The following is a 21,214-nucleotide window of genomic DNA, read 5'->3' on the forward strand; positions in this document are numbered from 1 at the left end:
AGACAACAGAAAATCTGATGTTCGGGCACGTCACGAGATTATCTTTTGGAACTTCATGTGATCGTGCTGATACAGAGTTTCTTTGTTGGCGGAAAGATACATTTTTTTTCATGACTAGCTCCAGATGAACGTTACCTTTTAGAAACTGTTTAAAAAATCAATTTGACTGGTATGGCTTTGGTGGATAAAAAAGCCTCGTGAAGAGGGGACTTCACGAGGCATGTACGACAAAATGAAAACGTATTGAATTGTTCCGTCAGTCAACGAGGATTTGTGTTGGGGAAGTATTTATTGGTTTTCGCTTCGGTATGAAAAAAAGAATTGACGCTGTTTAATTGCGTTTGATTAGTTCACGCCTCCTCCCAGACTTCGGTACAGTTCAATCATTGATGTCAATTGATCCAATTTGTCAGTAACAAGGTTACGCTCGGCATTTAGTAACGACTGCTCCGATGTCAGTACGTCGGTGTAGTTGGTGCTCGAGGTGTATTGTAATAATTTCTTGGTGTAGTCAACGGCCTTTTCCAGGGAGCCGATTTGCAGGCTGCGGTTCTCCTTTTTTTCACTTGCAATCTGGAAGGCATACAGCGCATTCGACACTTCCACTCCCGCACTCAGCACGGTTTGTTTATAGGTCTGAAAGTATTCTTCCTGTTGCGCTTTGGCTGTTTCCAGGCGTTGTTTGTTGGTGCGGTTGTTAAAAATTGGTGCGGCCAATCCGGCTACCAGGTTGCTGAAGAACGAACTTGGGTTGAAGAAATCAGCCAGTTCAGTTTTGCTGTAGCCGGCTTCAGCCGTAATGGTCAGCGACGGGTAGAAGTACGCGCGGGCCACATTGGTCATTTCGCTGTAGTAGCGAAGCGCGAATTCAGCTTCCTGCACATCGGGCCGGTTGGCCAGCAACTGCGCCGGAACACCAATTTTCAGCTCTTGATTGATTTGCTGCGTGTCCATGCTGCCATATTCAATTTCTCCCGGTTCGCGCGCCAGTAACAGGCAGAGAGCGTTTTCGGTTTCACGGATACTTTGTTTGAGTTCTGAAATAGAAACTTTTGCCGAGTAATGGTTGGCTTCACTTTGAACGACATCGGCGCCGGTCACCACGTCACTTTCCTTTAGTTTTTTCATGGTGGTCACATCTTCGCCGTACGATTTTTCAGTGGCAATCAGAATGTCCAATTCCTGGTGATAGGCCAGAAGTGTGTAATAATAGGTTGAAACGTCGGCAACCAACTGGGTTTGCACGCTCCGTTTGTAGGCTTCACTTTCCAGCAGTGCATTCAGTTCTGCCCGTTTGGTGCTTCTTAGTTTACCCCAAATATCAGCCTCCCAGCTGGCATTCAGCGAGAGCGAGTAGGTATCGTCGAATGACGATTTGCCCTGCTTGCTCCAGGTTCCGTCGGCATCTGCTTCGAGCGAGGGGAACAAAGCCGCCTTGCTTTGGCGGAAGCTGCTGCGAGCAGCATCAATGCGGGCCGCAGCGATTTTCAGGTCAAAGTTGTTGTCAACGGCTTCCTGAATATACGATTGCAATAGTGTGTCAGTGAAAAATTCCTTCCACGACAGGCTGGCGATGGTGGTGGTGTCGGTACCGTTTTGATCGCGGTACAGGCCCTGGCTAAAATCTTGTTTGCTCTGTTTGAGCTGGCTGCTTGTCTTGCACGACATCAGCAGGCTGCAGCTAACAACCACCGCAAGTGCAGTTCCGGTTTTTATATTGAATTTGTGTAAACGCATATCTAAACTTTAATGGTTTGCCGCCAAAGTTGAAGCAACACTTCAGCTTTGGCGGATCTATGTTGATGGCTTTTATTCTTCAAGTTCCTCGACTCGTTTAATTCGAATTTTCTCCTGAAGACTTTGGAAAATGATGTAGAGTGCCGGAATAAACAGGATACTGATGAGCGTACCGGCAAGCATACCGCCGATAGCAGAAGCACCAATCGCCTTATTTCCGTTGGCACCGGCACCCGATGAAAACAGCAGCGGAGCGATACCGAAAATAAAGGTCAGCGAGGTCATCAGAATCGGGCGCAAACGTGTTTTTGCCGCATCAATGGCCGACTCTTTAATGCCCATGCCGTGTTTGCGACGTTGGATGGCAAACTCAACAATCAGAATAGCGTTTTTCGCCAGCAAGCCGATGAGCATAATCAGCGAAATCTGCATGTAAATGTTGTTGTTGATGCCAAACAATGAAGCGAAAACAAAGGAGCCGCACAAACCAATCGGCAACGACAGGATAACCGCGAGCGGCAACAGGTAGCTTTCGTACTGGGCGCTCAGGAAGAAATACACGAAGACCAGACAGAGCAGAAAGACGTAAACGGCTTGCGAACCGCTGCTGGTTTCCTCGCGGGTGATCCCCGAAAATTCGTAACCGTAACCATTGGGCAAGGTTTGGTCGGCCACTTCCTGAATGGCGTTAATCGCGTCGGTTGAGGTGTAGCCGGCAGCTGGCGAACCGTTCACCGAGATAGATGTAAACAGGTTGAAGCGCGAAATATTCTCCGGTCCGTAAACCCGTTTCATGGTGATAAAACTGCTAATCGGTGCCATATCGCCGTTGTCGTTTTTCACATATATTTTTTTCAACCCCTCGATGTTTGCCCGGTAAAGCGTATCGGCTTGCACCAACACACGATATTGCTTACCGTAAAGGTTGAAGTTTGACGCATATGATCCACCGTAATACGACTGCATGGCCGACAAAATATCGTCGACACCGATGCCGGCATCTTTGGTTTTGGCGACATCAACCGTCATTTGATATTGCGGGAACTTCGGACTAAATGATGTGGCCGCGAACTGAATTTCGGGACGTTTATTCAACTCGGCCAGAAATTTCTGAGCCTGCTCATAAAATTCGCCGATGGTGTGTCCGGCCTTATCCTGAAGCTGGAATTCGAAACCACCGTTTATCCCGAAACCTGAAATTGTCGGCAATGGCATACACATAATCTGTGCGCCTTTAATCGATGCGGTTTTCTTTTGCAGTTCGGCAATCACGTCGGTATTCGAAACACCTTTTCGTTCGTCCCAGTCTTTTAGCTCTAGGATGACCATACTGTAGGCACTACCCGAACCCGCAACAAAGTTTTGTCCCGTGTTGGCCATGGTGTTGTGCACAGCCGGAATGGTACGCGCAATACTATCAACCTGTTGGGTAATGGCATAGGTGCGTTCCAACGATGACGCCGGAGGCAGGCTGATGCTGACAAAGATGGTTCCCATGTCTTCGTCGGGAACGAAACCGCGCGGGGTGGTTTTCATCAGCAGGAAAAAACCCGCGATAAACAGCACTACAATTCCGGCAACCAATTTAAGCTTTCCGGAGAAGAACTGAACGACCCGTCCGTATTTACCGGCAAGTGATTCGTAGCTGGTGTTGAATGCTATCGTGAATCGCTGTCCCAGGTTTTTCTTTTCGCTGGTGTTGTGTTTGCCCGGACGCAGGAAGAGCGCTGCCAATGCGGGACTCAGGGTCAAGGCGTTGACGGCGGAAATGAGGATAGCAATGGCAATGGTAATCCCGAATTGCTCGTAGAACACACCCGACGAACCCCCGATAAAGGTAACCGGCAGGAACACGGCGACCATAACCAGGGTAATGGAAATGATGGCAGTGGCAATCTCGTTCATCGCGTCAATCGAAGCTTTTCGCGGCGATTTATAGCCTTCGTCCAGCTTGGCGTGCACCGCTTCAACCACCACAATAGCATCGTCGACCACCATCCCGATGGCCAGCACCAGGGCAAACAGCGTGATCATGTTGATGGAGTAGCCGAAGAGGTTCAGGAAGAAGAAGGTACCGATAATAGCTACCGGAACCGAAATCGCAGGAATCAATGTTGACCGGAAGCTCTGAAGGAAGAGGAAGATAATCAGAAACACCAGCACAAAGGCTTCCAGCAGTGTTTCGAGCACGTTGCTAATGGAGGCTGAAAGGAACTTGTTGATGTCGACCAGGTAACTGTAGTGGACGCCTTCCGGCAAGTCTTTGGCTACCTCTTCAATCATGGCTTTCGAATCCCGGATTACGTCGCGGGCATTGGAGCCTGCGGTTTGCGTAATCGCAATACCCACTGCAGGATTTCCGGCACTTTTGGTAATGTTGGAGTACGATTGGGCGCCCAGTTCAACGCGGGCAACGTCTTTCATGCGCAGGAACTCGCCGTTCCCCTTGCTTTTGATGATGATATTTTCGAACTCGGTTTTTGACTTCAGCTTACCGGTGTATTTGATAACGTATTGAAACGACTGGTCGCTGTTTTCGCCGAACTTACCGACGGCAGCTTCTACGTTTTGTTCGTCCAATGCAGCTTGTATCTCGTCGGTTGTAACACCGTACGAAGCCATCAGGTCCGGCTTCAACCAAATACGCATTGAAAATTGTTTCGAGCCAAACGCATTGACCGTCCCAACCCCTTTGACACGCTGCAGACGGGGAATAATGTTGATGGCCGCATAGTTTTGCAGAAATGTTCCGTCGTAAGCGGGGTTGTCGCTGTAAAGTGTAAAAATAAGTACGTTACTGTTTTGGCGTTTGCGAACCGTAACACCCGATTGGGTTACGGTTGCCGGGAGCTGTCCCGATGCCAGGGATACGCGGTTCTGCACGTTCACCGCAGCCATATCGGGGTCGGTACCAACCTTAAAGTAAACGTTGATGCTTGCACTTCCGTCATTGGTAGCCGTCGAGGTCATATAAGTCATATCCTCAACCCCGTTGATTTCTTCTTCCAGGGGAACGATGACACTATTCAGGGTTACATCGGCATCGGCGCCGGTGTAGGTTGCCGACACCTGCACCGTTGGCGGCGCAATGTCGGGGTATTGTGTAATCGGCAAACTGGTAATCCCCAGTACTCCGAGAACGACAATAATTATGGAGATGACCGTACTGAATACAGGACGATCAATGAAAAACTTTAACATGTTAAATGGCTTTAAATTCCGTTGTTTGAGTTGGGGGTGCTTGTTTCTTCGGCCAGTTTGGCGGCTTTCGCTTTAATTTCGGTACCGTCACTGAGCCCGGTAAATCCTTCGAGGATGATCTGTTCGTTTTCGCTTAGCCCGCTTTCAACAATATAGCTTTTGCCGTCGTCGGTAGCTGAGACCTCGACATTTTTGGCTTTCACTTTGTTGTCCTGGTCAACGGTGTACACAACAACTTTATTCAGAAGTTCGGCAGTGGCGCTTTGCGGAATAACCAGCGAGCCACTGTATGTTTTCTCGAGGCTAACGGTAGCACTCGCACCACTCCATAAAAGTCCGTCTTCATTTGGGAATGCAGCTTTCATTCGAACCGAGCCGGTCTCCGAATCTACGATGCTGCTGGCCATTTCCAGTTTACCCGGGAATTGATAAGTTGAACCATCACTCAGGATCAGGTGGGCACTTTCAATTTTGGCCAGCTTTTCCTGCATGCTTTTGCCCTCGAGGGTGCGGGCCAGTTCCATCAGGTCTTTCTCGTTCATCGAAAAGTAAGCATACATCTCTTTGTTTTCGGCCAGGGTGGTCAGTGCATCAGTACTGCTGCTGCTAACCAGCGATCCGACGCGGTAAGGGATGGAGCCGATCACACCGTCGTAGGGGCTTCGGACATCGGTGTACGAGAGGTTGGTGCGGGCTGTGGCCAAGGCAGCTTTGGCTTGGGTAACGGCTGCTTCCTGTGCGTCAACGGTTAGTTTCACACTTTCCGATTCGTATTTACTAACAATGTCGCTTTCAACCAGGGGTTGCACTTTGGCTAAATCCAGTTTGGCTGTCGCCAGGTCGGCCTCGGCACTTTTCAGACTGGCTTCTGCTGTTTCCACTGCATCCTGGTAACTGGGGTTGAAGATGTGAAATAGCAGTTGTCCTTTTTTCACACTGGCGCCTTCTGCGACGTTAATTTTTTCAATGTAACCTTCGATCTTTGGCCGGATTTCAATTTCCTGAATCCCCTGGATCGTTGCCGGGAAATTAATATGTGTGGTCAGATTTTCAGCTTTAAGTTTCATTACCGGGTACTCCGAGACGGTATTCTGAGTGTTCGTTGCCTGCTTTGAGCCGCAGGACGAAAGAACCAGTAAGGCTAGCGCCAAAATCCCGCTTCCACTGGTTTTCACTACTCTTTTCGCAACATTGTTCATCATATGGCTCTGTTTGAAATTTCGGTCAAAGCTGCTGATTTTGCTGGCGCAGGCGAAATAATATCAATGAATGGCACTCAAAATGGAATAATCGGGCGGAAACATTCAAGAATAGCCCAAAATTGAAATGTTAAGGCTGTTCATTGAAGAATCTGTTGCTTTATTTGAAAAAGATTTAGTTCTGTTTTCGAATCATTTACATTTGTAAGATGAATCTGTTTCATAAAAGTAGAAGACTTAAATTTCAGCCTTATGTGGTATGGGGGCTTTTAATGCTGGTATACTTTGCGGTTGGGGTGCAATTGTCCTACGTCAAAGGATTCTATTTTGCTTTCCTTTTTTCTACCATGCAGCTCACGGTTTACCAGGTGAACCGGCGCAAATTGATCCCGCTTCTATTTGAACAAAACCGACAACGCTTTTATTTTGTCAACATTATTTTGGTGCTTGGTATTTGTTTGGCTTCGTTGTTGATTGATAGACAGATTACGGCATTGGAGGAAAATAGCGCACCGAGAACGAATCCTTCTATAATTTTTCCGTTGTTTCTGCATTCTATATTGTGTTTAGTTGCCCTGTGGGTGAGTATTACGGAGTACCTGACCGACAAGGAGGAGCAGTCGAAAACGAAAATAGAGGAGTTGATCCGTGATAAGGCCGTCAGCGATCTGAAGTTTCTGAAAATGCAGATTAACCCGCATTTCCTGTTCAACGCACTTAATAATATTTACACCATGAGCTACATTGGCGACAAGTCGGCGCACGAGAAAATTGCCCGCCTGTCCGATATGCTTCGCTATGTATTGTACGAGTGCGAATCGGAGCTGATTCCGCTGATCAAGGAGATTGAATATATTGAGAGTTACATCGATTTTCAGCAGTTGAAAACCGAGGAGCCGCAGAATATTTCGTTTCATTACCAGGTTGAAAAAGAAAACTGCCTGGTGGCGCCCATGTTGCTGATTCCTTTTGTGGAAAATGCGTTTAAGCACAGTAAAATTGAAAAGTTCAAGGGAGGGTTTGTCAATATATCGCTGATTCAGTCGAAGGACAAGCTGATTTTTGAATTGAAAAACAGTTACCCAATTGAGGAGCATGTTCCCCGCAGCACGATCAAAAGTAGCGGGATCGGGATTAAGAATGTGGAAAACCGCCTGAAGTTGCTTTACCCGGGAAAACACCACATGAACATTGAAAGCTCCGGAAACATTTATAGAGTAAATATGGAACTGGACATAAATGGAACAAGCCGAAAGAAAATATAATTGCCTGGTTGTTGACGATGAGTTTTTGGCCCGTAAACTGATCGCGGAATATATTTCGAAGGTATCGCACCTGAACCTTGTCGCTTCGCTCGACAGCCCGGTTGATGCCATCGACCTGATTGCCAAAGGCAACATCGACATCTTGTTTATCGATATTGAAATGTCGGAGATTTCGGGAATCGACTTCATCAAATACTTGACCGGCCCCAACCGGCCGCTGGTTATTTTTGTAACGGCTTACCCGCAATACGCGGTGCAGGGCTTCGAGGTGGATGCGATCGAATACCTCATTAAACCGGCTACTTTTCCGCGCTTCATCAAAGCCGTAAACAAGGCAACGGATATTCTGAACATGAAAAGCCGGATTTCGAAGCTGGAGCAGTTTCAGGCGGCTCCGGCCGCGGATGAAAAGCCGGCTGATGCAGGCAACGACCACATTATTGTCCGCACCGATCGCAAAATCGTCAAACTTCGCTACAACGATATCCTGTTTATTGAAGGGGCGATGGAATACGTCAACTTTCAAACAAAAGAACAGCGAATTATGGGACTGTTTTCGTTGCGCAAGCTCGAGGAGGAATTGCCTGCTGACCAGTTTATGCGCATCCATAAATCGTTCATTGTCGCCATCGACAAAATCACAGAAATTGATGGGAACCAGGTAAAAGTGGGGCAGTGGACCATCTATGTGAGTAAGAATAATCGGCCTAAACTGGTGCAGCTGTTTTCCGGAAACACAGAGGGAATTTGAGCTTTTTCTGCGTAAGAAAAATCTGAATATTGACTTCAAGCACATTCTGAAAGGGGATGAAGCCGAATGATTTCGTTATCTTCATCGTCCTAAATCAACCTTTATCCAATTAAATAATACCATGGTAAAACGTTCTATGTTTTTCCTGTGCCTGCTTTTGACCTTTTCGGTCGGCCGGGCCGGGACAATCTCGTCTCCCAACGGAGACTTTCAACTTTCCTTTTCACTCAACGGGAAAGGTACACCTGTTTACGAACTTCGCTACAAGGGCAAGACCCTGATTGGCGAAAGTGAAATGGGTTTCGATATTCACGCCGGATATAATTTGAAGAAAAATTTTGAGTTGGTTGACGAACAAGCCGACTCGAAAGATGAGGTTTGGCATCCGGTGATGGGTGAGCAGAAAGACATCCGTAATCGCTACAACGAGTATTTTGTGGCCTTGAAACAGGACAGCACCGGCTTTCAGATGAATCTCCGTTTCCGCGTGTTCGACGATGGTTTGGGTTTTCGTTACGAATTCCCGGTTCAGCCGATTCTGCGTCATTTCATCGTGAAAAAAGAATACACCCAATTCAACCTGGGTGAGGATTACAAAGCCTTCTGGATGCCGGGCGACTTCGACTCGAACGAGTACCCGACCAATACCTCGAAGCTGTCGGAGATTCGCGGGATGATGGATCAGGCTAAAAAAGAAGGTCTGGCTTGCCAGTCGTTTGCTGAAGGTTTGGCAGTGCAAACGCCGCTGATGCTGAAATCGCCCGAGGGTGTTTATGTGAACATTCACGAAGCGGCGCTGATTAACTACCCGGCGATGGTGCTGAATGTGGACGATCAGGATTTTATGCTGTCGGCCCAATTGGCTCCCGACTACGAAGGCAACAAAGCCTATTTGCAAACCGGCTCGGTTTCGCCCTGGCGCACCATTGTGGCCAGCGACGATGCCCGCGACATTTTGGCTTCGAACTTAATTTTGAACCTGAACGACCCGACCGACTACAGCGACACGTCGTGGATTAAACCTTGCAAGTACATCGGCGTTTGGTGGGAATATTTCACGGGCGGCGGCTCAACCTGGGCATATTCCGATGAACTGAATATTCGTATTGGTGAAACCGATTACACCAAATTGAAGCCGAATGGCCACCACGGCGCCAACACCGAACATGTGAAAGAATACATCGACTTTGCTGCGGCAAATGGTTTCGATGCCGTTTTGGTGGAAGGCTGGAACGAAGGCTGGGAAGACAACTGGGCTTACATGAAGGAGCACATTTACAGCTTCACGAAAGCCTACCCGGATTTTGATGTGGAAGAACTGCACCGCTACGCCGCTTCGAAAGGTGTGAAAATTATTATGCACCACGAAACGACTTCGTCGGTGATTGATTACGAGCACCAGATGAAAGATGCCTTCCAGTTTATGGTCGACAATGGCTACTCGGCGGTGAAAACCGGCTACGTGGGTAAAATTATTCCGCGCGGCGAGCACCACGACGGGCAGTGGATGGTAAACCATTACCTGAACGTGGTGAAAACAGCGGCTGATTACAAAGTGATGGTGAATTCGCACGAGGCTGTTCGCCCAACCGGACTGAACCGCACTTACCCGAACTGGATTGCCCAAGAATCGGCACGCGGAACGGAGTTCGAATCTTTTAACGGTAACCGCCCCGACCACACCACTATTCTGCCTTTTACCCGCCTGATGGGTGGGCCAATGGACTACACACCGGGTATTTTCGAAGGGGATTTGTCGGTGTACGGCAATAATAAAGCTAAGCTAAGTTCAACATTGACTGGTCAGCTGGCGCTTTACGTAACCATGTACAGCCCGTTGCAAATGGCTGCCGACCTGATTGAAAATTACAAAAAGTACCCTGACGCTTTCCAGTTCATCAAGGATGTGGCAGTTGATTGGGACGAGACCCATATTCTGGAAGCTGAGCCGGGCGACTACGTTACCATTGCCCGTAAAGCAAAAGGAAAAGACGCCTGGTTTGTAGGTGGTGTAAACGACGAAAATGCGCGAGTAGCAACCGTTGACTTCAGCTTTTTGCCGAAAGGTGAAAAGTACCTGGCAACCATTTACGAAGACGGTAAAGATGCCGACTGGCAAACCAATCCGAAATCTTATAACATTCGCACAGTAAAAGTGACCAGCAAAACCGTATTGAAAGAAAGGCTGGCGCGAAGTGGTGGCTTTGCCATCAGTGTGTTCCCGGCTAAGTAAGACGATTGTATACAAGATGATATTGAAGGAGAGTTCGCGCGGTGGGCTCTCCTTTTTTATTCACGGACGTTGATGATTTCGAAAGCATCGGCCCAGTCGGAGCCGTAACCTTGCCAGTGCATGGTATCTTTAGTGAGCGTTACTTTCCAATGGCTATTGTCTTCAGGACCAGTGTCGCTGTCCAGAAACAACGTGCCTTCCGTTGCGTTGTAACTGTATTTTCCGGTGTTTTTTCCAAACGGTTGCCCGCCACTTTCGAATGTACTGTCTGCTTTAAAAATAATGTAGCGGTCGCCATGCGGATTGTGGTCTGCTGTCACATCCTGCCCGCTTTGCAATACCTGGTGCATCATCCAATTCCCGGTAATGTCGTTCTTGGAATGACAGGACACGAAGAGAAATAGAACGAGTACGAAAGGAAGTATTTTCATAAATTTTTCAATTGGTTGAGAAATTGTATGTCTGCTTGTACGGAGTGATACGGAAGAGGTTTAGATCAGATGTAAACCGACTTTCTGAAGAAACAGAAAGGAGAAAACCGTCGGTTTTCTCCTTTAAATTAAATGCTGATAAATACTTATTAAAATTACGATTGCTTCATGTGCACATCCACTTGTGGGAATGGAATGGTGACTCCGCCTTCGTCGAGGGCAATTTTGCCTTGCTCGTACACATCGAAGTAAACGGCCCAGTAATTTCCCGGTTCTGTGTACGGGCGAACAGCCAGGTTAACCGAGCTGTCGGCTAATTCTTTTACACCCACAAAAGGTGTGGGTTCTTTCATCACCAGCGGGTGGCTGGTCATCACTTTCATTAAAATTTCCTTGGCTTGTTTGATGTTCGACTCGTAGGAAATACCGAAGGTCATATCAACCCGGATTTTTCCTTCGGTCACAAAATTGGTGATGTCGCCGTTCGAGATGGCTCCGTTAGGAATGATGATGGTTTTGTTTTCGGGCGAAAGCAGAGTAGTCACAAAAATATGGATCTCTTTAACCACGCCGAGGTGGCCCTGTGCCTGTATGAGGTCTCCAACCTGGTAGGGTTTAAAAATGAGGATCATGACCCCGCCGGCAAAATTGGCCAGTGTGCCCTGCAGGGCAAGGCCAATGGCCAGACCGGCAGCACCCAGCACGGCAATAAACGAGGTGGTTTGAATACCGATCATCCCGGCAACACTGATCAGGAGCAAGGCTTTTAGTCCGAGGTTGGCCAGGCTGGCAACGAATCCAATCAGCGAGATATTCACATTTCGAGCGGTCATGACTTTGCGGATCACTTTGGTAAAGCGGTTGATAATCCACAAACCGATAATGAGAACAAGGATGGCAAGCACTATTTTGGGGCCATACACTAAAACGATCTCCAAAGCCTTGTCGATGAGGTTTTGATAGTTTTCCATGGTTAAAATTTTGATTGGTTTGAATTAGATACATTAAGTTACGGCAATAATCTCGGTATCGCAAGCAAGAGTTTGAGGAATACGGCGAGCGGTTTTGTCGCGTATGGAAAACCGATAAGTTTGTTGTTAAGCGGGTAGGTCTTCTACTCTAAAGTTCAGCGTCTTTTTTCCCGCTTTCAATCCAAAACTGTTCAATTTCTTCGAGCGATTTGCCGGTGGTTTCCGGCAGCAGTTTCCACACGATAAACAAATAGGGGAAACACATGGCGGCAAAAAGCAGGAATGTTCCCGTGGCTGAGAGATTGCTGAGCATCCACGGAGTGAGTTGGCCAATGAGGTAGGTGCCAATCCACAGCGAAAGGCCGGCCAGCGACATGGCTGCGCCGCGCAGCTGGATGGGATACATTTCGGAAAGCAGCACAAAAATGACGGTGCAAATGGAGATGGCGCAGGCAAAAATGTACAAAAGGAAGAAAGCCAGCAGCCACACCGACGAGACTTGCCATTGGGCACCGAAGCTGAAATAACCGGCAATCAAAATCAAGGTGATAATCATACCCGACACGCCCCAGTAAACCAGTTGCTTGCGGCCCACTTTGTCGATAATGGCCAGGCCGAGCACGGTGGTGAGCATGTTCACCAAGCCTACCATTACCTGGTAAAACAGCGAGTCGCCGCTCGACAAGCCGCTTTGCTTGAATATCGACGGGCCGTAATACAACACCGCGTTGACGCCCATAAACTGCCCGAGGATGGCCAGGGCAATACCGATAAACAAGGCCAGTCGGAAGCCGGGTTTGAGCAAAAGCTTCCAGTTGCCGTTCGCTTCTTCTGCAATAACTGTTTTTACCTGTTCAATTTGAAGGTTGACTTCATCGCTTGGTAAAATCCGGTTCAAGATGGAAGCGGCCTGTCCCTCTTTCCGTTTCAGAATCAGCCAGCGCGGGCTTTCGGGAATAAAGAAGAGCGAAGCAAAGAAGAGCAGCGCCGGAGCAGATTCCAGTCCGAGCATGGCACGCCAGTTTTCGGTACCGAAGATTTGGGCGTACCAGCCTTGTGCCGCTTCGTTTTGTGTCAGTTTTTCTGCGTATCCGAGTAAACCGTAGTTGGCAAGGTAAGCCGCCAAAAAGCCAATGGTGATGGCCAGTTGGTACAGGGCCACCAGGCGACCGCGGTACTTGGGCAACGAGATTTCGGCAATGTACAGTGGCGAGACGATGGACGCCACCCCGATGCCGACGCCGCCAATGATACGGTAAATGACGAGCTGACTCACCGAAACCGACAACATGCAGCCCAAAGCCGACGACAGGAAAAGCAGCGAAGCGGTATATAGAACCGGTTTTCGGCCGAAGCGGTCGCTGAGCGGACCGGCAAAAACAACCCCGATGATGGAGCCAACCAGCGCGCAGCCCACGTACCAGCCGGTACCGATTTCGTCGAGGCTGAATTGAAGCGCCACCTGCTCAATGGTTCCTGAAATCACGGCCGTGTCGTAGCCAAACAGGAAGCCGCCGAGGGCAGCAATAAAGGCGAGCCAGGCCACGTAAGCCAAATGTCCGGGTTGTTTTTTCATGCTTACAGATTGAAGTATTCTTTGTAACGGTCGTACAGGTGTCCGGCTTGCAGGTAGGCCGATTGCGGACTCATGAAATGCGAGAATTCAAAGGTGATGGCCTTGTCGTAAGCCGCGCGTTTGGCTGCTTCGAGTTTTAGTCGCAGCTTGTCAAACTTGATCGGGAAAAACTTGATGGGCATGTCGCGGTCGAAGGTTTCTGCGTTGGTCCAGCATTGCATGCCGTATCTGTCGGCCAGTTTTTTGTTCACCGAAAAGAAGGCGTCCAGCTCATCGTAGTCGATGTGCCCGTCCTGGAAGGCACAGGCGTCTACCACATCGTGAATGCCATCGAAGATTTCGTTCCATTCGCGCTCGTGCTCTTCCACCGAGACCGCGTCGGCTTTCGATGTGCTTCCCGAGGCTGCTTCAACCGCTTTTTTGCCGTCAATCCAGGGCGAAATAAAGGTCGGCAGTCCACCCGAAACATCCTTGCATTGCTTGCCCATGGCGTGGAAAGCACCGATGGCTCCCTTGGTTTTCCGGCTGATTTCCCCGCTGATGTACCAACCGCCAAAGCTCTTGTATCGACTGCCGTAGTTCTGCCAAACTTCGTCAATCACGTACTTGTTGTCTTCAATTTCCCAGCTCAAATCGCCGGTATCCCAGTATTTACCCGAGTCGTACAGGCCGAAGTAAAACTTCATGCCGTGCTTTTCGGCCAGGCGCAGGAAGAGGTCGAGCAAATCCATGGAAGGCATGTAGCAACCTTTATTCAGTAGGTATTTCGAGGGGTAGGTGATGAACTTGCGGTAACCCGAGCGAATCATGATGACCGTGTCGATGCCGATGGCTTTCATGTGCTGAAAATCGCGGTCCCACTCCTTTTCGCCCCAGTTCTGGTGGGGAATATCGTGTGAAATTTCATCCAGAAAGGTGCCCGAAATTTTCAAGCCCTGGTTTTTGGGGACGATCAGGTTTGAAGGGCCTGCAGTGAACTCGTAGTTTGTAGCGGCGTCAGCGCCGAGAACCTGACTGCTGCCAACGGCGGCCAAAGCGCCGGTTACGGATAGCTTTTTCAAAAAGTTGCGCCGGTTTTCCTGTTCGTTTTTCATGCTTGAAATTTTAAATGGGTTTTGCTTTCGGATTCAATTCAAGTTTAACTCTTTGTGCTAAGCTTCCAGAATGCGCCAAAGTTGAAACATGGCACGCGGAACATGGAAGCAGCCTTTCCACTTGCCGCCTTTCAGGGTCAGCAGTGGCTCGCCTTGTCGGTTCAGGTAGCCAAACCATTCGCCATAGTCGGGGTCTTTGAAATGCTTCCAGCTGTAATCCTGCACGGTTTCGAACCAGTCGCGGCAGGCCGTGTTGCCGGTTAGTTTATAGGCTTTGGCCAGGGCAATCAGCGTTTCGAGGTGTACCCACCAAAGCTTTTGGTCCCATTCCAGTTGCTGGGTGGGGTGGCCTTTGATGTCGAGGAAATAGAAGAGGCCGCCGTGTTGCTTGTCCCAGCCGTATTCGGTGGTGCGCAGCAGGATGTCGGTGGCTTGCTGAATCAGTTCCGGACGCTTGAAACGTGTGCCAATGTCCATCAAAAACCACATCGACTCGTTGCTGTGTCCCGGGTTCAGCAGGCGCCCCTCGAACGAATCGACGAAGTGACCCTCGGGCGAAACATTCTCCAGAATCAAACCCGATTCTTTTTGGTAGAAGGTCGACAAAATAGTGTTGGCCAATTCCGTCACCTGTTGCTCAATGGATTGGTTGCCGACTACATCCTCCAAAATCAGCGACAGGTTGCACAAAATCATCGGCAGGGCAAAGTTCATCATCGGGCGTGTTCCGGGAACCTGCTTTTCGTAGATGCCTTTGGTAGCTGTTCTTCGTTTCAGAATATTATGAAAGGTGTCGACCGCAATTTGGCGGTACTCGTTGCTTTTACAGGCTTTGTACAATTCGCCGAACGCCATGGCGGCGAAGCAGTCGGAGAAAATGTTGTAGGGTTGAACCAAAGGTTTTCCTTCGCGGGTCAGGGAGAAATACCAGTTACCGGAAGTATCGCGTCCGTGTTTTTTCAAGAACTCAGCTCCGTCAATGGCAAGATGGAGCCATTCTGTCTTGGGGCTCACTTCGTTGTACAACATGGCAAACAGCCAAACCTGGCGCGCTTGCAGCCAGATAAACTTGTCAGTGTCGAACACATCGCCTTCACGCGAAAGGCATGTGAAATAGCCGCCATGTTCCATGTCGGGCGAGTGTTTTGTCCAAAACGGAATAATATTATCCAATAGTTCCGCTTTGTAACGGGCTGCATAGTGATTCAGTTCCCCTGTCTCCATTTTGTGGTTGTTGTTTTAAGCTGATAACAAATAAAATAAAAATATTAATTTGAAAAGCTATAAATAATAAAAAAATTTAAAAACTAAATTTATTTGTGTCTGGATCGCTTTTTCCAACGAGGGACACTGATTTCGGAAACAGTTGTAACTAATGATTTTAAATCCTTCGGGGATTGTGCCTGTCGTTTGTAAAAAAATTTATTAATTAGTTGTTCGAATATGAAAAGCATGGACGTCAAATTTCTGTTTGCAAATCAGGAGAACAAGACCGACTCGGTGAAGAAGAGTATCATCCGCCTTTATATTGAAGGGGGGCCGGCAACGATTGCTGAAATGGCTGGTCGCGTGGGGCTGAGTATACCGACCACGACCAAGGTTTTGGCAGAACTGGCCGATGATGGCTTTGTTTCCGACTTCGGAAAACAGGAAACTGAAGGTGGTCGCCGCCCGAATCTGTATGGCTTGAAACCGGATTCGGGATTGTTTGTCGGCGTCAATGTCAGTTTATTTCACCTCGATATCGCTCTTTTAAATCTGGAAGGTAGTACGCTGGTTTTACAGGAAAACATTCCCTATAAATTGGAGGATAGTCGCGAAGCATTGCTGGAGCTTTGTACCCAAATCAAACAATTTATTTCCGCACAAGGAAGCCTTGCCGATCAGGTTTTAGGAGTTGGGCTGAATATTACGGGACGGGTGAATGCATCGTCTGGCTATAGCTACAGCTATTTCTATATGGATGAGCAGCCCTTGGTCGATTTTCTTCGGGAGCAAACCGGATACCGCTGTTTTATCGACAACGACACGCGGGCAATGGCTTACGGCGAGTTTAAATCGTCGGAGGCAAGAGCAGCCCAAAACCTCATCTTTGTTAACATTGATTGGGGTATTGGTATCGGCATTATTGTGAACGGTCTGCCTTACTATGGAAAGTCGGGATTTGCCGGTGAGTTCGGCCATTTCAGCCTTTACGAAAATGAATTGATTTGCCGTTGTGGCAAGAAAGGTTGCCTGGAAACCGAAGCGTCAGGCTTTGCTTTGCAGCGTGTGCTGACAGAACGCATCAAGGCGGGAAGTGGCTCAGTGCTTCAACCCAAGTTAGCCGAGGGCGGAGCTTTGCAACTGGAAGACATTATTCAGGCAACCCTTGACGAAGATGTTTTAGCTATTGAAGCCGTGGAAGAAATTGGCTACAAGTTGGGAAAGGCTTTGGCGGGACTCATCAATATTTTCAATCCCGAACAGTTGGTACTCGGTGGCTTGGTAGCTCTTTGCGGCGACTACATCCTGCTTCCGGTGAAGACTTCCATCAATAAATTCTCCATCAACCTGATTAACAAGGATACCGAAATTCGCTTGTCAAAACTGGGACACAAGGCAGGAGTTGTTGGCGTTGCTTTGCTGGCTCGCGACCGAATCCTGGCGAGCTAAGAAATTAAGAGTATTGAAAAGCAAAACAGGGAACCGTTTCACGCGACTCCCTGCTTCTATGTATTTTTATTACTTTACTTCAGCAACACCGGTTTTGGTGCGTACCACTTTCAGTATTTTGCCATTGGCGTCGTAATTCAGACTGTCCAAACAAACACTTCGGCGGAAAGGGCCGCCGGTTGGTGTGTCGGCATTGTGGTAGAAAATATAATCTTGTCCTTTAAAGCTGATGATGGCTTGGTGGTTGGTTGGCGAGTTCGAAATCGTATCATTAATTACGCCTTGATATTCCCAGGGGCCGGTCACGCTTTTGGAGGTCGAATATTCGGTAGTTGAAGGATAGTGGGCGGCATACGAGAAATAATAGGTGTCGCCTTTTTTGTGAATCCACGGTGCCTCGAAGAAATTTTTGGCTTCAACGGTCTGAACCGGACCGTCAGTCTCAATCATGTTATCCTTTAGCTTCACATAGCGGGCTTCGTTCCACGACCCCCAGTACATGTAAACCTGTCCGTCGTCGTCCACATAAACGGCCGGGTCAATGTTCAGTACCACCGAATTGGCAGTTGTGTCACAAATAATCGGGCCACCCAAAGCGTCTTTATAGGGTCCCAGCGGATGGTCGGCTACCGCGACTCCAATGCCAAAACCTTCGTGTGTAATGGCTGTGCTGTCTTTTAACACCATCGGAACATACCACCAAAACTTGCCGTGGTTTTCCACCACATGACCGGCAAACGCGTTGTGCGAGGCCCAGTCGAAATCTTCTACGGTGAGTTTTACGCCTTGGTTGGTCCAATGCGCCATGTCGGTACTGGAGAAAGCATACCATTTGGTCATCCGGAAACCGTCTTCGCCCGGAGGAATTTCGTCGGAGCCGGTAAACAGGTACACGGTGTCGTTGTATACCAACGCACAGGGGTCGGCCGTTAAGGGATCCTGGAAAAGGGGATTTCCGCTAGTCTCGACTTTTGCGGGCTGGCAGGCAGCCAACGCTAAAATAGTCGCCGCGGCAATGAATTGACTTATCTTTTTCATGAGATATCGGTTTGAATTTGTTTTTCGATTTTTTGGACAGCTACGAAATTACATATTTCATTTTTGTTACGGGGGTACAGAATGGCACGAGAGGTGGATGATTACGGAAAAGGGAAAAAATGCGTTTGGGGTGATTCGTATCCGGCGTTAGCTTTCTGTTTTTAAGAGGCATATTCGTATTAGGTAGTGTATCAATATGGTAGGTTTGTGTTGTCTGAATTTTGTTGCATGTTTAATTCTTGTTTTTTCCTCCCAATGTCCGTTTTTTATCCTTTTATGTCCGATCTCTGCTTTTCCCGCCAATGTGGTCACCGTAATTTTACATACACAGAATAAGAGTCGATTTCTCGACGAGCGTCGATCCATATTCTGTTAGATCAAAACCTAGCCCTTTGTTGAAACCAGGGAGAAATTGAATTCCCGTTTTTCAATAATGTTGTCAAACCAAGCTGAAACGAATGAAAAAGATTCTGGCTGTACTTTGCTGTTTTGTATTTGTTATTTCTGCCGTCGCCCAGGAAACCGCATCGGTTTATGTTGATGCCAAAGGGGTGATGCGGTGGAGTGACACGCACAGGGAAGCTTCTTTTTTCGGTGTCAATTATACCTTACCTTTTGCTCACGCTTATCGTGCTGCCGGCTATCTTGGGATAGACCGAAAGAAAGCCATCGACGAAGATGTGTATCATTTCGCCCGCCTTGGTTTCAATGCCTACCGTATTCATATCTGGGATGTTGAGGTTTCGGATGGCGAAGGAAATTTGCTCGAAAACGATCACCTCGATTTACTCGATTATTTAATAGCTAAGCTGAAAGAACGTAATATTCATGTCGTTCTAACTGCACAAACCGATTTTGGTAACGGTTATCCGGAGCGAAATCAAGCCACCGGAGGTTTTTCATACAAATACGATAAATGCGATATCCATTCCAACCCGGAAGCGATTGCTGCGCAAGAGCGTTACATCTCGGATTTGGTTAAACATGTTAATCCCTATACAGGCAAAGCTTACAAAGATGATCCGATCGTTGTTGGATTTGAAATTAATAATGAGCCTTGCCATTCGGGAACAAAGGAACAGGTTCGCGACTATATAAATGGTATGGTGGGCGCAATGAAAGACGCCGGCAATAGCAAACCCGTATTTTATAATGTAAGTCACAACGGTTATGTGGTAGAAGCCTATTACGACGCGGGTATCCAGGGGACAACTTACCAGTGGTATCCAACCGGTTTGGTTTCGGGGCACACACAAAAAGGCAATTTTTTACCGAATGTAGATGAATACCCCATTCCGTTTTCAAACGTGAATGGCTTCGAAAATAAGACGAAGCTGGTGTACGAATTTGACCCGGCCGATTTGCTGTATTCTTATATGTACCCGGCAGCGGTGCGTTCATTCCGTACGACAGGTTTTCAGTGGATCACGCAATTTGCTTACGACCCGATGGAACTGGCGGCTTACAATACCGAGTACCAAACGCATTATCTGAATTTGGCCTATACACCCAACAAGGCAATCAGTATGAAGATCGCTGCCGAGGCGGCACGGGAACTACCGCTGAATAAATCCTACGGAAGTTATCCCGCCGATACGGTTTTTGGTGATTTTCGGGTGAGCTATAAAGAAGACTTAAGTGAGCTGAATTCGCCAACGAAATTTTACTATTCCAACAGTACCAAAACCCGGCCGCAAAGTGCGAATAGCCTAACAAGCACAGCAGGGGTAGGATATTCGCAAGTTGTGAAATATTCAGGAACCGGCGCCTATTTTCTTGATAAACTGGAGGATGGTGTGTGGCGATTGGAGGTGATGCCCGATGCGGTGCAGGTGAGTGACCCTTTTGCGAAACCGTCGCTCGAAAAAGAGGTGGTGCGCATTTATTGGGGAGCTTGGGATATGACTTTGAACCTGCCTGATTTGGGAAAATCGTTCAGCGTAAAAGAAATTGATCAGAACAAAACAAGAAATACAAAAACAGAAAGCGGAACAATCGAACAATTGCAGCCAGGTGTGTATCTGTTGCAGCGAAAAGGTGTGAAGGCAGTTAAAGAATGGGATGCTACAACAAAGTGGAACGGGATTCGTGTGGGTGAGTTTGTAGCTCCTAAGCCTTCAACTATCAACTTTACGGTTCGTCATCTGGCTGCAAAAGTAGCCGAAGCCGGCAAACCTTTAACGATCGAGGCTGTTGTTGCCGGAAATCAATTTCCCGATTCTGTTTTGATTTATACCGACAAAGTCTCGTTCTGGAACTCCAATAATCCTTACTATAAAATGGCCAGGGTTGGCGGTTACAACTATCGGGTTGAAGTTCCGGGAGAGGATGTTCGTGGCACAGCGTTCAATTATAATATTGTTGTGTTTCGCGACGGCCAAAAGCAAACTTACCCGGCAAATGTAGATCGCAGTCCGCTGGATTGGGATTACACAGCCGCACAGTTTTACAACACACCAATAGTGGAAGTGCAAAAGCCCATCGAACTATTTGCAGTGAAGGATGATAGCGATGGGCTTCAAACTTACATGTTGCCGGAATGGGGCTCGCTGAAAAGCCGCGTTGTGGCTCACTCGCCGACAGAAACGAATACCGTGCATTTTTCATTTAAATTGGACAATGAACAGCCTGAGCTTTACCTGCGCAAATACATTGCTGATGAGATCGTGAACAGAAAAGATCGATTGAAATCAGCTTCCACCCTATGCATACAGGTGAAGGATGCGCCTGCCGGTTTGAAAGCTGGATTTGTAACGTCCGACGGTTTTACCTATCGGGCAGATTGCCTCGCGGCTGAAAATGGAATTGTCCGCATTCCGCTGGATGAGTTGAAACAGGGCCAAACTGCCTTGCTACCTGTCGCCTACCCGGTGTTTATGAATCACTATTTCACACCGGAAATCAATCTTCCTTTTAAACCCGAATCGATAGAATTTCTGGAGTTAATGTTCCCTGGAGAGAAAGGGGAAGAGACTGAATTGGAGATCGGAAGCATATGGATCGAATAGAGAATAAAAAACCAAACCAGATAAGAGTAACAATAAAAAAGGATTAAAAACCTAT

14 protein-coding genes are annotated in these 21,214 nt (G+C 47.9%); 5 read left to right on the plus strand and 9 right to left on the minus strand.

Features of this window, described 5'->3' with window-relative positions; all coding sequences use genetic code 11:
- Window positions 1-345 precede the first annotated feature (345 nt).
- The 3 genes from BC643_RS13725 to BC643_RS13735 form a co-directional block, all read right to left on the minus strand.
- Window positions 346-1,737 carry an efflux transporter outer membrane subunit gene (locus BC643_RS13725; RefSeq protein WP_120273627.1) on the minus strand — a complete coding sequence of 464 codons (1,392 nt, stop codon included), beginning with the start codon at window positions 1,735-1,737 and terminating at the stop codon, window positions 346-348.
- A gap of 72 nt (window positions 1,738-1,809) precedes the next feature.
- Window positions 1,810-4,938 (minus strand): efflux RND transporter permease subunit, encoded by a 3,129-nt coding sequence (locus BC643_RS13730; RefSeq protein ID WP_120273628.1) that lies wholly within the window; start codon window positions 4,936-4,938, stop codon window positions 1,810-1,812.
- Between the two features lie 11 nt (window positions 4,939-4,949).
- On the minus strand, window positions 4,950-6,140 hold the full coding sequence (locus BC643_RS13735) for an efflux RND transporter periplasmic adaptor subunit (protein WP_120273629.1): 1,191 nt from the start codon (window positions 6,138-6,140) through the stop codon (window positions 4,950-4,952).
- A 269-nt stretch (window positions 6,141-6,409) separates the two neighbouring features.
- Between BC643_RS13735 and BC643_RS13740 the strand changes: the two genes are divergently transcribed.
- From BC643_RS13740 to BC643_RS13750, 3 genes are all read left to right on the plus strand, one after another.
- Window positions 6,410-7,402 carry a sensor histidine kinase gene (locus tag BC643_RS13740; protein ID WP_245994962.1) on the plus strand — a complete coding sequence of 331 codons (993 nt, stop codon included), beginning with the start codon at window positions 6,410-6,412 and terminating at the stop codon, window positions 7,400-7,402.
- On the plus strand, window positions 7,377-8,153 hold the full coding sequence (locus BC643_RS13745) for a LytR/AlgR family response regulator transcription factor (protein ID WP_120273631.1): 777 nt from the start codon (window positions 7,377-7,379) through the stop codon (window positions 8,151-8,153). Before BC643_RS13740 ends, BC643_RS13745 begins: the two co-directional genes overlap by 26 nt.
- 121 nt (window positions 8,154-8,274) lie before the next feature.
- On the plus strand, window positions 8,275-10,386 hold the full coding sequence (locus tag BC643_RS13750; protein ID WP_120273632.1) for a glycoside hydrolase family 97 protein: 2,112 nt from the start codon (window positions 8,275-8,277) through the stop codon (window positions 10,384-10,386).
- Between the two features lie 56 nt (window positions 10,387-10,442).
- Here the strand turns inward: BC643_RS13750 and BC643_RS13755 are convergent, their stop codons facing one another.
- The 5 genes from BC643_RS13755 to BC643_RS13775 form a co-directional block, all read right to left on the minus strand.
- Window positions 10,443-10,817, minus strand: a complete 375-nt coding sequence (locus BC643_RS13755) for a lipocalin-like domain-containing protein (protein ID WP_120273633.1) — start codon at window positions 10,815-10,817, stop codon at window positions 10,443-10,445.
- Window positions 10,818-10,972: 155 nt separating this feature from the next.
- Complete coding sequence (locus BC643_RS13760) at window positions 10,973-11,788, minus strand: mechanosensitive ion channel family protein (RefSeq protein ID WP_120273634.1); 816 nt, start codon at window positions 11,786-11,788, stop codon at window positions 10,973-10,975.
- A 148-nt stretch (window positions 11,789-11,936) separates the two neighbouring features.
- Window positions 11,937-13,364, minus strand: a complete 1,428-nt coding sequence (locus BC643_RS13765; RefSeq protein WP_120273635.1) for a sugar porter family MFS transporter — start codon at window positions 13,362-13,364, stop codon at window positions 11,937-11,939.
- Window positions 13,365-13,366: 2 nt separating this feature from the next.
- Window positions 13,367-14,458: a DUF4434 domain-containing protein gene (locus tag BC643_RS13770; RefSeq protein WP_120273636.1), complete on the minus strand. Its 1,092-nt coding sequence runs from the start codon at window positions 14,456-14,458 to the stop codon at window positions 13,367-13,369.
- Window positions 14,459-14,515: 57 nt separating this feature from the next.
- On the minus strand, window positions 14,516-15,682 hold the full coding sequence (locus BC643_RS13775; protein WP_120273637.1) for an AGE family epimerase/isomerase: 1,167 nt from the start codon (window positions 15,680-15,682) through the stop codon (window positions 14,516-14,518).
- A gap of 228 nt (window positions 15,683-15,910) precedes the next feature.
- Between BC643_RS13775 and BC643_RS13780 the strand changes: the two genes are divergently transcribed.
- Window positions 15,911-17,113 carry an ROK family transcriptional regulator gene (locus BC643_RS13780; protein WP_120274286.1) on the plus strand — a complete coding sequence of 401 codons (1,203 nt, stop codon included), beginning with the start codon at window positions 15,911-15,913 and terminating at the stop codon, window positions 17,111-17,113.
- 69 nt (window positions 17,114-17,182) lie between these two features.
- Here the strand turns inward: BC643_RS13780 and BC643_RS13785 are convergent, their stop codons facing one another.
- On the minus strand, window positions 17,183-18,151 hold the full coding sequence (locus BC643_RS13785) for a glycoside hydrolase family 43 protein (RefSeq protein ID WP_120273638.1): 969 nt from the start codon (window positions 18,149-18,151) through the stop codon (window positions 17,183-17,185).
- 458 nt (window positions 18,152-18,609) lie between these two features.
- Here BC643_RS13785 and BC643_RS13790 point away from each other — a divergent pair, with 458 nt between their 5' ends.
- Window positions 18,610-21,159 (plus strand): glycoside hydrolase 5 family protein, encoded by a 2,550-nt coding sequence (locus BC643_RS13790; protein WP_120273639.1) that lies wholly within the window; start codon window positions 18,610-18,612, stop codon window positions 21,157-21,159.
- The last annotated feature ends 55 nt before the right edge of the window (window positions 21,160-21,214 follow it).

This window comes from Mangrovibacterium diazotrophicum (assembly GCF_003610535.1).
Lineage (GTDB): Bacteria > Bacteroidota > Bacteroidia > Bacteroidales > Prolixibacteraceae > Mangrovibacterium > Mangrovibacterium diazotrophicum.

What these genes read in the sequence shown, in the direction of transcription:
- BC643_RS13730 (WP_120273628.1), bottom strand. Translation starts at nt 4,938, where the DNA reads ATGTTAAAGTTTTTCATTGATCGTCCTGTATTCAGTACGGTCATCTCC.
- BC643_RS13755 (WP_120273633.1), bottom strand. Translation starts at nt 10,817, where the DNA reads ATGAAAATACTTCCTTTCGTACTCGTTCTATTTCTCTTCGTGTCCTGT.
- BC643_RS13790 (WP_120273639.1), top strand. Translation starts at nt 18,610, where the DNA reads ATGAAAAAGATTCTGGCTGTACTTTGCTGTTTTGTATTTGTTATTTCT.
- BC643_RS13735 (WP_120273629.1), bottom strand. Translation starts at nt 6,140, where the DNA reads ATGATGAACAATGTTGCGAAAAGAGTAGTGAAAACCAGTGGAAGCGGG.
- BC643_RS13775 (WP_120273637.1), bottom strand. Translation starts at nt 15,682, where the DNA reads ATGGAGACAGGGGAACTGAATCACTATGCAGCCCGTTACAAAGCGGAA.
- BC643_RS13760 (WP_120273634.1), bottom strand. Translation starts at nt 11,788, where the DNA reads ATGGAAAACTATCAAAACCTCATCGACAAGGCTTTGGAGATCGTTTTA.
- BC643_RS13770 (WP_120273636.1), bottom strand. Translation starts at nt 14,458, where the DNA reads ATGAAAAACGAACAGGAAAACCGGCGCAACTTTTTGAAAAAGCTATCC.
- BC643_RS13745 (WP_120273631.1), top strand. Translation starts at nt 7,377, where the DNA reads ATGGAACAAGCCGAAAGAAAATATAATTGCCTGGTTGTTGACGATGAG.
- BC643_RS13785 (WP_120273638.1), bottom strand. Translation starts at nt 18,151, where the DNA reads ATGAAAAAGATAAGTCAATTCATTGCCGCGGCGACTATTTTAGCGTTG.
- BC643_RS13740 (WP_245994962.1), top strand. Translation starts at nt 6,410, where the DNA reads ATGCTGGTATACTTTGCGGTTGGGGTGCAATTGTCCTACGTCAAAGGA.
- BC643_RS13780 (WP_120274286.1), top strand. Translation starts at nt 15,911, where the DNA reads ATGGACGTCAAATTTCTGTTTGCAAATCAGGAGAACAAGACCGACTCG.
- BC643_RS13765 (WP_120273635.1), bottom strand. Translation starts at nt 13,364, where the DNA reads ATGAAAAAACAACCCGGACATTTGGCTTACGTGGCCTGGCTCGCCTTT.
- BC643_RS13725 (WP_120273627.1), bottom strand. Translation starts at nt 1,737, where the DNA reads ATGCGTTTACACAAATTCAATATAAAAACCGGAACTGCACTTGCGGTG.
- BC643_RS13750 (WP_120273632.1), top strand. Translation starts at nt 8,275, where the DNA reads ATGGTAAAACGTTCTATGTTTTTCCTGTGCCTGCTTTTGACCTTTTCG.